Genomic DNA, 13,485 nt, shown 5'->3' with positions numbered 1-13,485 from the left:
ATGTTAACACGACCCTTTCCCTGAAAGAGATCACCACCTATGCCAAGGCTTTTTTGGGTTCAAATAATAAGGAATTTTTGAATTTTCGCGTCCCTACGGACCAATTTGTTCGTGATGCTATGATTAACAACGTTTCCTATGTTGTCCCAAATACCCTTGCCGATAATGTGATTGCACTACATGCGTTTATTTATGGCCCAAAACAAACTGCCAACACTGATGGAACAACATCCGGCACTGACGATACTGGTACCAGTACCAGTGTTTATACTCCCTATATCCCTACGGAAGAACTTCTTACAATCAGTGATGCCATTAACTATTTTGCCGGGTCTCAGTGAGTTAATATTTTCAAACCACCAAATTCTTCAAATTTCGTTAGAGCACTTCTGAATTTTTGAGAGTTCTCTAATGAATGCCCTTTTTCTTCGATTAAAGTTATTTCCAAATTACTGACTCTTTAATGTAAATTATACTATTTCTATAGTATAATTATAATGTTAACCTCGGGTTAACTTTTCATTTTCAACCGCATTGCATATTTTTGCAATAAATGCTATTTCTATTAAACAAAGCACCTGATAAGCCACTCTCATAGCTATTATTGAGAACATGGCCATATAAAAATTAAAGTCAATGATTGGAGATTTATGATTTATCTGGATTATGCAGCGGATACACCTGTTAATCATAAAGTTCTGGATTCTTTCAGTACGATAAGTGAAAAATATTACGGTAATCCCAATGCAAAACATAGTGCCGGAAAGCAAGCTAACCGAATAATTGAAGAATCCACTGCAGAAATTAAAGAAATTTTAGAATGTTCTGATATGGAAGTCATTTATACATCAGGCGCCAGTGAAGCAAATAATCTTGCTATAAAAGGTGTTGCTAAAACCTACCGGGAAAATGGCAAACATATTATCTCGACTTCCCTGGAACACTCTTCAACCAGTGGTTCATTAACCTGGCTGCAGTCCCTGGGTTATGAAATTGATTTAGTGACGGTAAAAAAAGACGGCACCGTAGATATAGACCATTTAAAGGAATTACTTAGAAATGATACCATATTAGTTTCCATCGTTTATGTCGACAGTGAATTAGGGGTGCGTCAGCCTGTTGAGAAAATAGGTGAAATACTGACAAATTATCCCAACTGCCATTTTCATGTGGATGCTACCCAGGCTGTTGGAAAAATTCCAATCAATTTAGATAATATGGATTTGGTTACTTTTTCCCCTCATAAATTTTTCGGACTTAAAGGAATGGGGGTATTGCTTAGAAACGAACATGTCATTTTAGAACCATTAATTCACGGCGGGATCAGCACCAGTATCTACCGAAGCGGAACCCCTGTTACCGCAGGGGCAGCGACAACAGCCCTGGCATTGAAACTCTGTTATGAAAATAGTGAAGAAAAATTTCAACTGGTAAAACAGAAAAATGAAATGCTGAAAAGTGCACTAAAAAAATATCCTCTGGTCCATATTAACAGTACCCACTATTCACTTCCCCATTTTCTTAATGTTAGCATTAAAGGGGTAAAAGCAAAAACATTTCAATCAATGCTTAGCAGTTATGATGTCTGCGTTTCTACAAAATCAGCCTGTTCAACAGAAAACACACCTTCAAGGTCCGTGTTCGCTGTGACTGGTAACCGGGAACAGGCACGAAGTTCATGGCGAATCAGCCTTTGCCATTTAACGGAAGAAATTGAGATCCATGAATTTTTAAAAATATTTGATACATGTTACAGTAATCTCACATATAAATAGGAGCAGTCAATGGTAAGATATGAAGCAATCGAAAAAAGCATAAAAAAGAAATTTCGCCACAGTATCTGGTGTCGTTTTACTAAAACAATTAATGAATATCAGCTGGTAAATAAAGACGACAAAATTGCAGTGTGCATCTCCGGTGGCAAAGATTCTATGTTAATGGCCAAGCTTTTTCAGGAACTCAAGAAACATAATAAGTTTAATTTTGAAGTGGTCTTTCTTGTCATGGATCCCGGTTATAATCCCATTAATAAACAGAGAATTTTGAATAATCTAAAAACTTTAAATATTGAAGCAACCATTTTTGAAACTCAGATTTTTGAGTCAGTGGCTGATATTGATAAATCGCCTTGTTACCTTTGCGCCAGAATGAGACGGGGTCATTTATACCGTAAGGCCCAGGAGCTAGGCTGTAATAAAATCGCCCTGGGGCATCATTACGATGATGTTATCGAAACCATTTTAATGGGCATGCTTTATGGCGGACAGATTCAAACGATGATGCCAAAACTGCGAAGCAATAATTTCGAGAATATGGAACTGATTCGACCCATGTACTTAGTCCGAGAGGAAGCTATCATTCACTGGAAACATCATAACGACCTTGAGTTCATACAATGTGCTTGCCGATTTACCGAAAACTGCACAATGTGCGATAATTTGGGTGGTGGTTCGAAGCGCCAGGAAATGAAAACCCTCATCAAAAAATTCAAGAATACCAGCCCCTACATTGAGGCCAATATTTTTAAATGTGTTGAGAATGTTAATCTCAAAACCATCATTGCCTATAAAAAAGACGGAAAAAAGCATCATTTTCTGGATGACTATGATTTAAAGGAATAACGTCGATTTAAAACCTGCAAAATAAAAATCAATCGGAAACGTTTAAAAACCATCCCTGCTTCAGGGATGGTTTTTTTGTAATTTTACCAGATTATAAAGTGAAAAGTGATAGTGCAGACCTTAATTTAAATTTGTGCCGGTTTGATAAACATCATAAATTTCAGCAGCAATTTGTTCAGGTAAAAATCCATAACATGCGTAAAGCGATGTTAAATCGCCCTGCTCCATCAAGGGGTTTTCAATGGCACGAATCACCACTTTTTTTGATTGCATACGATCATCCTGAGCAAATTCACATGCCAGTTTTTCGCCGATGCCTCCGCTTTTGATACCTTCTTCAAGAATATAAACCATTTTTGCGCACTCAATGACTGAAAATATTTTCTCGAAATCAAGGGGATAGACCTTCACCAGTTTTACCAAACGAACATGAACCTTATCTTTTATTAATTCAATGGCATCATGGACATTTTTAGTAATTCTCCCATAAGTAATAATGACGGCATCATAGTTATCGGGTGAAAAATCACAATAGCTCAGTTCGCCGCAGGAAATATAATGGCTGCGATCATAGCGTAATTCTGATCCTTTAGGATAACGAATAACCACTAAGCTTTTACTTTTGAACCCATATTGAAAGGCCTGGCTCATTTCATCATATGTCTCCGGACTGAATATTTCAATTCCCGGTATTGAGGTTAAGTAGGTACAATCATAAATTCCCTGGTGGGTAATCCCATCACCGGGTACCAGCCCGCATCGATCCAGTGCCATAACCATCGGCAGTTTCTGGATGGCAACATCATGAATCAGCTGATCATAAACTCTCTGGATAAATGTTGAATAGATGGCGCAAACCGGGGTTTTCTGATTCACTGAAAGGCCTGCACAAAAAGTAACAGCATGCTCTTCCGCTATTCCCACATCATAAAACCTTTCGGGATATTTTGCTCTGAACCCATTCAATCCTGTCCCACCTGTCATAGCCGCTGTAATTGCACAAATTGATTGATTTTCCTCAGCCTCTTGGCAGAGTATTTCTCCAAATACCGAAGAAAAATTCCGATCTTTTTTTTTGTCGTCAACCCCTTTTTCTAAATCAAAAGCCCCTACCGAATGATAATTTTCCGGATTATCCTCTGCCGGTTGATACCCTTTGCCCTTAATCGTCTGGACATGAACCAGGCAGCATTCATTCTTATTTTTTGCTTCATTGAGTACTGTTTCTATTTTTTTAATATCCGTTCCATCAACAGGGCCGAGATAATCAATTCCCAGATGTTCAAAAAAGTTTTCAATCACGATTACATTTTTGACATGATTCTTGATTTTTCTGGTTCCACTGACTAAGCCCCCTCCTACTAAAGGTATTTTTTCAAAAAACGACTGGGTTTTATACTTTAAATTAAAATACTTTTGGCTTATTCGTATTTTAGTTAAATACCTTGATAACCCCCCTACATTGGTGGATATTGACATTTCATTGTCATTGAGTATAATAATCAGTTTCAAATGATTCTTGGTGCAATTATTCAAGGCCTCATAAATCATACCGTTGGTAAATGCACCATCACCGACAATGGCAATAACATAGTTTTCATTTCCATCCAGGTGATTCGCTGAGGCTAAACCTAATGCGGCGGAAATGGATGTTCCGCAATGTCCTGCACCAAAGGGATCATAAATACTTTCTTCACGATTTGTAAAGCCCGAGATACCCTTCCATTGACGCAGCGTATTAAATTCATTTTGTCTTCCGGTTAGCAGCTTGTGAGCATAACTTTGATGACCAACATCAAAAACAATTTGATCCGTCGGGGCATCAAAAACCCGATGGATCCCAATGGTTGTTTCGACGATACCTAAATTAGATGCTAAATGCCCACCGTTATTTGATACTGTATCAAGAATTTTATTTCGAAGTTCATCTGCAAGGTTATCAAGATCACTATAAGATAGCTTTTTAATATCCTTTGGCGATGAAATGTTTTTTAGTATACTCAATTTCTACAATCCTTTCCCTGAAACAATAGCGACTGCTTATTCTAATATTTTTTTCTTATCTGTTTTCTTTAACTTTCATTATAACATATTCCAATAGAAACTGTCTTATTTAGTATAATCTATCCAGACATTTGCTTTGGAAAAGCAAAGAAAAACCCAATGGAGTCAATCTCAATTGGGTCGGGCCATTGACTGCCGCCAGTTTTGCAATAGCTGATAACAGAAATGTTATTCAAGGGTTATTGCATCTACCGGACATTCCTCCAATGCCTCTAATGCACAGGATTCAAATTCCTCCGGAACCACATCTACCATGACAATTGCTATGCTGTCTTCATCCAATTCAAATAGATCAGGGCATTCCGATTCGCAGAGTCCGCATCCGATACAGGTTTCTTTATCAACAATAGCTTTCATTTTAAATCTCCTTTTCTTAATTAATTTGTATATCAAAAATATTCCCGTCTTTCTTTTTATCATACCCTAAATTTTTAAACATAATACATTCGGGAAAAAATAATTCTGATATGTTTGGCTTTTAGTCTATAAATCCCCAGGAGATGCCATATCTTCCAGACTTTCTCACCCAAACATAAATAATTAAACTTTTCTTAATACTTCAAATTTATTTTTAATAAATTCTTTATATGTTGCATATGCAACAGCTCTTTTGGTTGGATTATTGTATGCTTAGTTCAAGAAATCGATAATGTCCTTGAAATTAGGATTTGTCAACAATCTGCCTCGTAGCAATACGAGATAAGGCATTTTTAAATGCTTAATAATATTTTAGAAAGAGGTAAAAATAATGAAAGATATGTTTTGTTTTCAATGTGAACAAACGGCAAAAGGCACCGGCTGTGAAGTCAAAGGAGTGTGCGGTAAAACAGCTCCAGTGGCAGATCTCCAGGATAATTTAGTAGGGGCAGCCATTGGTTTGGCCCGTGCAGTAACAAATACAAAAGCAACCGATGCAACCGATAACTGTATTGTTAAGGCTTTATTTACAACAGTAACCAATGTCAGCTTTGACGAAGAAAGCCTGGACGCCATGGTGGCCTGTATTGAAAAAATGAAAACGGATCTTGATCCCACGGCCAAAAGCTATGATATGACCAGGTTATGGGAAGAAAATGAAGATATTCGTTCCTTAAAAACATTAATTCTTTTAGGTGTTAAAGGCATGGCATCCTACGCTCATCATGCAGCTGTTTTAGGCTATAAAGATCCTGTTGTTAATGCCTTTTTCTATCAAGCATTGGTAGCTGTGGGTTCAGACATGGGAATGGCAGAATTACTGCCCCTTGTTTTAGAAACTGGAACCGTCAATCTTGCCTGTACGGGACTTTTAGATAAAGCCAATACCGAAACCTATGGTACACCAATACCAACTGAAGTGACAATGACCATTGAAAAAGGACCTTTTATTATTATCACCGGCCATGATTTACGTGATTTACATTTGCTGTTGGAACAGACAAAAGGCAAAGGCATTAATATCTATACCCATGGCGAAATGCTGCCGACCCATGCATATCCTGAGCTTAAAAAATATCCACAGCTTAAAGGAAACTTTGGGACGGCTTGGCAGAATCAGCAAAAAGAATTTGACAACGTTCCGGCCCCGATTCTGTTTACCACCAACTGTCTGATGCCGGTAAAAGATAGCTATGCGGACCGTGTTTTTACAACCGATGTGGTTCAATACCCATCAATGGTGCATATCGGAAAAGATAAAGACTTTACCCCGGTCATTGAAAAAGCACTGGCACTGGGCGGATACAAAGAAGACCAGGAAAGAACTGGGATTAATGGCGGAAAAACATTAATGACCGGTTTCGGACATGGCACTGTTTTATCTGTTGCCGATAAGGTCATTGCGGCGGTAAAGGCCGGGGATATCAAACACTTCTTCCTGGTTGGCGGTTGCGACGGTGCAAAAACCGGACGAAATTATTACACCGAATTTGTGGAAAAAGCGCCAAAAGAATCCATTATTCTGACCCTTGCCTGCGGCAAATACCGGTTCAATGATTTAGATCTCGGTACCATTGGCGGATTGCCCCGAATCATGGATATGGGACAATGTAATGATGCCTACTCAGCTATTCAGGTAGCCGTTGCCCTGGCAGGTGCCTTTGAATGTGACGTCAATGATTTACCGCTGAGCATGGTGCTTTCATGGTATGAACAAAAAGCGGTTGTTATTTTATTAACCCTTTTAGCCTTGGGCATAAAAAATATTTTACTCGGACCTTCACTGCCGGCATTTATTTCACCAAAGGTACTGAATGTACTGATTGAAAAATATAATATCGGAGCCATTTCAACACCGGAAGCTGATCTGGCAAAATTGTTAGCATAATCATCTTTAGGTTATAAATCAAAAATTCAATCTGACATCTTTAGTCGCTGTGAGAATTATCACGGCGGCTATTTGCATTTAAGGATACAATTAATAAAAATGGAACTAAGTAATTGCGAAAGTATCGTTAGCTTCGCTGTCTGTTTATGGGATATCGAATCAATCAGAATACTCACCGAATGACTAAGTTTTTTGATAAAAAAAGATCTCTGGGAGGATATCCTCCCAGAGACTCAGATTTCATATCAATTTAGATACTTAAATTATTTTTGAATGCAAATCCACCATATAAATTTTCAACAGTGTCTTGTATTTTCGTTGACCATGATCGGTGTGGAATAGGTACCAAAGTTGGAATCTCTGATGGTAGGTTTTTAACCATGGTAATGGAGGTTCCTACTCCTTTTTTACTCACTATTTCAACCGAGTCCATTAATGTTTCAATAACAAAAAGACCGAAGCCACTTGCCAATGCATCTTCATTGTCACCAGGTAATTTTACCAAATCGGGTTCAAAACCAATCCCTGTATCACTAACAGTAAAAGTCAAATCTTTTTTTCCGATAATATAGGTTAAATCGTAAGTAGCTTCTGGGACTATGCTATGACAAATAGCATTTGTGCAGGCTTCAGATATTGCCACTTGAAGATCTTCTACGTCTCCGATAGAAAAACCCATGTTAGTTGCGACCGATGCAATAGTCAGTCTTGCGAGACTCACATATTCCTGGTTTGCCGGCAGCATCATTTTAATTTTTTTCACTCTCATCCTCTTCTTTCTCATCCTCTTCTCTCTCATAATTCAAACTAATTTAAAAAGTTGAACCCACTCGGATTCATAAATAATTTTCGCCGAAAATCACATTTATGAATACTGAAAATACCGGTTTTATGACATTTCAGAGTATTTTTAAAATATTGCAGGTACCCTAAAACATTCGTGTTTATAGATGGTGATTTAATTCAAATTTAATTCTACATTATTTTTTTAGAATAATCCTTAAAAACATTAAAAAAAACGAACATTTTTAATAACAAAGAATCATTCATCTTTAATAGTTTTCTCTCAGCCTTGCGGCACCCCAGCAGGTTTACAATATTTTATTTTTTTCAGTGCATCATAAAATAAACTTTGCAAAGAGTCAAATTGTTTTACAAATACAGATCAATAATAAACTCCCCAATTGAGTAAATCTCAATTGGGGAGTTTATTATTGACAAACCCGTCCCAGGGACAATGCTAAATCGTTATCTGCATGCTCGAACAGGCTGCCGCCTTTTCGCCATGATGCAGACAACTGATGTTACAATTGTCTCCAGGACTTACTTTACTAAATTTTTAGACAACATCCATGAAAGCAGCGATGTCGTTGTCATCGGATGCAGTTTAAAATCAACCTTTTTTTGTCATCAGATCAGATGTGCAATTGGGACACCGCTGTGCCCTTGCCGGTATTTCCGTACAGCAATAAGGACATGTCTTTGTTGTTACTTCTGGCTCTTCTGTTTTTTTAGTTTTTCTCAAGCTAGCTAATTTGTTTAAACCCTCTATCATCATAAAGATTACAAAGACCATAATCAGAAAATTAATGACTGCCATTAAAAAAGAACCATATCGAATTTCAACTCCCATAATCGGTAAAACAAAATTGCTGAAATCAGTCTTGCCAAACAGGCCAAGGATTGGTGATATAATATCATCTGTAAACGATTTGATTAGTCCAGCAAATGCGGCCCCGATAATAACAGCTACAGCAAGATCCATCACATTTCCCCGAAGGGCAAACTTTTTAAATTCTTTTAACATATTCCTCATATTCATTAATCCTTTCGAATAGATTTACCCCTGTGAATATATCTATTTTTCAATGGACTGTCAAGGATTTTAATCAATTCATTTCTAACCTTTAGTTCCAATCCAGAGATAAACAGTTCATGCTGAGCAAACCGATCTGTGCTTTTACCCCTGAACCTTCAAATTTCGCCGAACCCATCCGCGACTTTGAAATTGATGGATAGTTTACCTTATTTAATTAACTGATAATAGTATTGTTTCATTAGTTGTAACACCGGGTTCGATAAGATATAATTAATCAATATTGAAAGGGGAACTTTAAATGGAATGGGAAAAACTTTTAACAGACAAACGCCTCGGCAAAAAAATTAATCCGCCCTATGATCCTGTGAAGTATTATATGAGTGAATTTGAAAAAGACTATTGGCGTATTATAAACAGTGCATCTTTTCGTCGATTACAGGATAAAACCCAGGTATTTCCTTTAGATAAAAGCGATTTCGTCAGAACCCGTCTCACCCACTCAATCGAAACATCATCACTGGCTAAACAATTGACTGCAATGATCACTAAAAATATTGCCATTTACGAAAAAGATACCCCATATAAAATCTCAGCGGCTCAGGCAGCCTTAGCCGGGGACATTGCAATGTGTGGCGGCCTGCTTCACGATATCGGCAACCCGCCATTTGGACATTTTGGTGAAGTCATTATCCGAGACTGGTTCAAGAACAACCTGGAAGAATACGCTTATAAGGGCAAGCCATTAGGTGATATTCTAAGCCCGCAAATGAAAAATGATTTATATATTTTTGAAGGCAATGCCCAGGCACTTCGCCTGGTTATAAAATTACATCATGTTGATAGTGAGTTTGGATTAAACTTAACCACCTCAGTCCTGAATACTGTTGTCAAATATCCTGCTGATTCGTTGAGTGTTAACGGAAAACATGCCAACGTAAAAAACCATAAAATCGGGTATTATCTATCTGAAAGCGACGAGTTTTCAAAAATCACCGAGGACACCGGAACAAATATTAAGAATTGTTATTGTCGTCATCCGCTGACGTTTATTCTTGAAGCAGCAGATGATATTGCCTATGCCACTGCTGATCTTGAGGATGCATTTAAAAAAGGTTTTTTTTCGATTGAAACATTTATAGAATTTTTTGAAAATGAGCTTCATAAATATGAAAAGCAGCTCACTAAAGAGCAAATAGAAAAATCAAACTTATTAATTGAAAAATTCAATGAATTAAAGGATCAATTTAAAAATGAACGCAGTAAAGAAATACTGATTTTTCAAAATTGGATCAGTCATGTTCGGGATTGGCTTCTGTATTCCGCAGCCTATGGCTTTACCCATTCATATACGAAAATTATGGAAGGCACTTTTAAAAAAGATATTTTTGGCGAATCTTTTCATGGGGGAACCATCCGTATATTAAAAAGTGCCATGTATGAATTCGTCTACTCATCGCCAAGTATCATAAAAATGGAGTTGGCGGCACAAAGTATATTAAATGCATTACTCGATAAATTTATTCCTGCTGTTATCTATTACGCAGAGGATTGTGCAAAAGATCCCTTGCATAAACAAACCAAGGCTAAACGAAATTTAACCGATTTAATTTCTGAGAATTACAAAGAAAATTATTTGAAATCAAAAACAGACGATCCGGACTATAACCTGTACTTGCGATTACTTCTTGTTACCGATTTTATATCCGGCATGACGGATTCTTATGCGAAAAATCTCTATCAGGAACTGAGTGGACTGTATTAACAGGTGTGGGGAAATAGTGATAATACATGAACGAATCAATATTTCTTTTTAAATAGAACCCAAATTCAAAGAAGAGTTAGGAGTGGAAAAATCCCCCTGGCTCTCCTTTAATTTTTCGATATTCACTATTCTATTATTCAAAACCTGCACTTATAATATTCCACTATTACTTATCACTACTCGCTTTCAACTTCTTGAATTTCGAAAAGGCAGACTATTCCTAAAGCACTGTTATTTCTTACCATTTTTTTCCCGACGTGCGAAATCGGCATCAATTTCTTCTTTCCAATTCTCGGCAATGGGTTTATTTGCCCGAATATAGCTGACAGCTTCGCTGACCGCCTGGTAAGTTCAGCCGTGTTCCCTCACCGTCTGCATTGTAGTTAGCGGCTCGGTCAGCGCTGATGCCAAATCTTGCAGCTGTGGAAACAGCATCAATGTTGGCACCAAGGAAAATGAACTCCCAATCATATTTTGCTTTCTGACCTTCTATCATTTTTTTGATCTTTTCATATGTGTACTCACGACTGGCGTTTTCCATACCGTCGGTGGTGATCACAAACAGCACCTTATCCGCCCGTTGATCTTCATCGGTGTGACGCTGTACGTTTCCAATCTTATGAATGGTCTTTCCGATGGCATCCAATAATGCAGTGCACCCACCCACAAAATATTCTTTCTCGGTAATCGGTCGGATACCCTTAATACTGATTCTGTCATGTAAGAGTTCGTATTGATCATCGAACAATACGGTGGTGACAATGGCTTCCCCAGGATCTTCCTGTTGTTTTTTAAGCATTGCATTGTACCCGCCGATTGTGTCGCTTTCCAAACCTGCCATAGAACCGCTTTTATCCAAAATAAATACTAATTCAGTTTTGTTTGTTTTCATTTTATCCTCCACTTCTTTAATAACTAAAGGATAACAAATTCAAGAGACGAATGGGTCGCCTTCAAAGCGACACTTATGCTCCGAGGAGAACCTGGTCGAAAGCAAACAGTGCCTCGTTTGAATCGCCGCCACGCCATATGGGACCAACCGCATGGATAACGTGCCTGGCAGGAAGGCTATAGCCTTTTGTGATCACAGCTTCGCCAACATTGCACTTACCGATGCTGTCGCATTCCTCTTGCAGTTCTTCAGCTCCGGCAACTGAGAAGATGGCACCACATACGCCGCCTCCCATTTTAAGGGAACTATTAGCAGCGTTGACAATGGCGTCAACAGGCATTTTTGTTATATCGTTTCGGATTATTTCCAGAGTCATATCAGTCGGTATCCTTTCTATAAATGACTTGCTATCATATGCACAGGGGTTTTGTCTCTGCATATTCCCTACGCATTAATGGTACTGGGAAACGCATTGCAATGAATAAATGTGACCATGTAAATATTTACACTTATAAAATAATTCTACAACTTATTTCTATCTGATGCAATTAAATTCGACTGTATTCTTCGAGTATCTTTCTTTTATTGAAAATATCTGATCCATATATTTTTCGATTTTCATTTATAAGTTTTTTGTATTCAATGCTCTCATGGCATTAAAAACAGCAATCAGCGTCACGCCGGTATCAGCAAACACAGCTTCCCACATGGATGCCAGACCAAACGTACTCAATATCAGGAATATGGCTTTAACGCCCAGTGCAAATACGATATTCTGAAATACAATGGTGCGCGTTCTTCTCGCGATTTTAATGGCATCTACTATTTTGGATGGTTCATCGGTCATGATGACGATATCCGCGGCTTCTATGGCTGCATCCGAACCCAGACCTCCCATGGCCATTCCGATATCGGCTCTGGCAAGTACCGGTGCATCGTTGATCCCATCACCGACAAATATAATCTTTCCTTTAGGAGATTTTTTACTTTCCAGAAATTCAAACTTTTCGACCTTGTCAGTCGGGAGTAATTCTGAATAAACCTCATCCAAACCTAACTGCTGTCCAATCTTGTCCCCGACAGTCTTTAAATCTCCGGTAAGCATGACTGTTTTTTTAATGCCAAGGGCTTTAAGTGCTTTAACTGCCTGGGCCGAGTCTTCTTTTACTTCATCTGAAATAACAATATTACCGGCATACTTATTATTTATGGCGATATGGACAACGGTTCCTAACGTCTCAACGTCTTTAACCTTAATGTTTTTACTGTCCATTAATCTGATATTGCCGGCAAGGACTTCTTTTCCGTCCACATTCACCTTGATTCCATGGCCCGGAATTTCCTGGCATTTTGCAATTCTATTCTTATCTATTGCGGTATTGTAAGCACGCATCAATGAAAGCGAAATCGGGTGATTTGAATAACTTTCAGCGTATGCCGCAACTTCTATTAATTCTGCCTCGGTATAGTCATTTTCCGGATTTATTTCGGTGACTTTAAAAACCCCTTTGGTTAATGTTCCGGTTTTATCAAACACAACGGTTTCCACATCATTTAGGGCTTCCAGGTAGTTGCTGCCTTTTATGAGGATCCCTCTCTTTGATGCCCCTCCAATGCCGCCGAAGAATCCCAAAGGGATTGAGATCACTAGGGCACATGGGCAGGATACCACTAAAAATACCAGGGCTCTGTAAATCCAATCAGAGAAGGTGGCTCCGGGAATCACCAGTGGCGGTATGATTGCCAGGGCCAGGGCGCTAAAGACCACCACCGGCGTATAGTACCTTGCGAATTTTGTGATAAACTGTTCTGTGGTTGCTTTCTTACTGCTGGCATTCTGAACCAAATCCAAAATTTTGGACACCGTTGATTCGCCGAAATCTTTTGTTACTTCAACCGTCAACACACCATTTTTGTTAATAAAACCGCTTAATGCATCTTTTCCAGGCTCCAATTCCCGTGGAACGGATTCACCGGTTAGGGCTGAGGTATCAACCATTGAAATGCCGCCAATGACCTTGC

At 38.4% G+C, this 13,485-nt stretch carries 10 protein-coding genes and 2 pseudogenes; 5 read left to right on the top strand and 7 right to left on the bottom strand.

The genetic code is table 11. The features are described 5' to 3' along the window. The 3 genes and pseudogenes from VIK44_RS04575 to VIK44_RS04565 form a co-directional block, all read left to right on the top strand. Positions 1-341 (top strand): annotated as a pseudogene (locus tag VIK44_RS04575) (hypothetical protein); the annotation flags it as partial. 309 nt (positions 342-650) lie between these two features. Beyond that, the gene (locus VIK44_RS04570; protein WP_331552665.1) at positions 651-1,775 is read left to right on the top strand and encodes a cysteine desulfurase family protein; all 1,125 of its coding nucleotides are present in this window, start codon (positions 651-653) and stop codon (positions 1,773-1,775) included. 9 nt (positions 1,776-1,784) lie between these two features. After that, the gene (locus VIK44_RS04565) at positions 1,785-2,621 is read left to right on the top strand and encodes a tRNA 2-thiocytidine biosynthesis TtcA family protein (protein ID WP_333783797.1); all 837 of its coding nucleotides are present in this window, start codon (positions 1,785-1,787) and stop codon (positions 2,619-2,621) included. 120 nt (positions 2,622-2,741) lie between these two features. Here the strand turns inward: VIK44_RS04565 and dxs are convergent, their stop codons facing one another. Together dxs and VIK44_RS04555 are read right to left on the bottom strand one after the other, a co-directional pair. Next, the gene (dxs, locus tag VIK44_RS04560) at positions 2,742-4,625 is read right to left on the bottom strand and encodes a 1-deoxy-D-xylulose-5-phosphate synthase (RefSeq protein WP_331552664.1); all 1,884 of its coding nucleotides are present in this window, start codon (positions 4,623-4,625) and stop codon (positions 2,742-2,744) included. Between the two features lie 228 nt (positions 4,626-4,853). Continuing rightward, complete coding sequence (locus VIK44_RS04555; RefSeq protein ID WP_331552663.1) at positions 4,854-5,042, bottom strand: ferredoxin; 189 nt, start codon at positions 5,040-5,042, stop codon at positions 4,854-4,856. A gap of 391 nt (positions 5,043-5,433) precedes the next feature. On the opposite strand from VIK44_RS04555, the gene hcp reads away from it, so the two are divergent. Further along, a complete protein-coding gene (gene hcp / locus VIK44_RS04550; RefSeq protein ID WP_331552662.1) occupies positions 5,434-6,990 on the top strand; it encodes a hydroxylamine reductase in 1,557 nt (518 codons plus the stop codon). A gap of 250 nt (positions 6,991-7,240) precedes the next feature. Here hcp and VIK44_RS04545 read toward each other — a convergent pair whose 3' ends face one another. Together VIK44_RS04545 and mscL are read right to left on the bottom strand one after the other, a co-directional pair. After that, complete coding sequence (locus VIK44_RS04545; RefSeq protein ID WP_331552661.1) at positions 7,241-7,753, bottom strand: ATP-binding protein; 513 nt, start codon at positions 7,751-7,753, stop codon at positions 7,241-7,243. A gap of 630 nt (positions 7,754-8,383) precedes the next feature. Beyond that, positions 8,384-8,797 carry a large conductance mechanosensitive channel protein MscL gene (gene mscL / locus VIK44_RS04540; RefSeq protein ID WP_333783796.1) on the bottom strand — a complete coding sequence of 138 codons (414 nt, stop codon included), beginning with the start codon at positions 8,795-8,797 and terminating at the stop codon, positions 8,384-8,386. Between the two features lie 310 nt (positions 8,798-9,107). On the opposite strand from mscL, the gene VIK44_RS04535 reads away from it, so the two are divergent. Beyond that, the gene (locus VIK44_RS04535) at positions 9,108-10,571 is read left to right on the top strand and encodes a deoxyguanosinetriphosphate triphosphohydrolase (RefSeq protein WP_331552659.1); all 1,464 of its coding nucleotides are present in this window, start codon (positions 9,108-9,110) and stop codon (positions 10,569-10,571) included. Between the two features lie 231 nt (positions 10,572-10,802). Here VIK44_RS04535 and VIK44_RS04530 read toward each other — a convergent pair. From VIK44_RS04530 to VIK44_RS04520, 3 genes and pseudogenes are all read right to left on the bottom strand, one after another. Then, positions 10,803-11,463: pseudogene (locus VIK44_RS04530) on the bottom strand (vWA domain-containing protein). Positions 11,464-11,536: 73 nt separating this feature from the next. Next, complete coding sequence (locus VIK44_RS04525) at positions 11,537-11,839, bottom strand: macro domain-containing protein (protein ID WP_331552658.1); 303 nt, start codon at positions 11,837-11,839, stop codon at positions 11,537-11,539. Between the two features lie 246 nt (positions 11,840-12,085). Next, positions 12,086-13,485 (bottom strand): heavy metal translocating P-type ATPase (locus VIK44_RS04520; protein WP_331552657.1); only part of this gene is annotated, 1,400 nt, incomplete at its 5' end.

Origin of the sequence: Acetobacterium sp., assembly GCF_036508315.1 — a bacterium.
GTDB lineage: Bacteria > Bacillota > Clostridia > Eubacteriales > Eubacteriaceae > Acetobacterium.
This window is presented reverse-complemented; position numbering and strand designations above follow the sequence as displayed.

Coding starts and splice junctions, on each gene's coding strand:
- VIK44_RS04570 (WP_331552665.1), top strand. CDS start 651: ATGATTTATCTGGATTATGCAGCGGATACACCTGTTAATCATAAAGTT.
- VIK44_RS04565 (WP_333783797.1), top strand. CDS start 1,785: ATGGTAAGATATGAAGCAATCGAAAAAAGCATAAAAAAGAAATTTCGC.
- VIK44_RS04555 (WP_331552663.1), bottom strand. CDS start 5,042: ATGAAAGCTATTGTTGATAAAGAAACCTGTATCGGATGCGGACTCTGC.
- hcp (WP_331552662.1), top strand. CDS start 5,434: ATGAAAGATATGTTTTGTTTTCAATGTGAACAAACGGCAAAAGGCACC.
- mscL (WP_333783796.1), bottom strand. CDS start 8,797: ATGTTAAAAGAATTTAAAAAGTTTGCCCTTCGGGGAAATGTGATGGAT.
- VIK44_RS04535 (WP_331552659.1), top strand. CDS start 9,108: ATGGAATGGGAAAAACTTTTAACAGACAAACGCCTCGGCAAAAAAATT.
- VIK44_RS04525 (WP_331552658.1), bottom strand. CDS start 11,839: ATGACTCTGGAAATAATCCGAAACGATATAACAAAAATGCCTGTTGAC.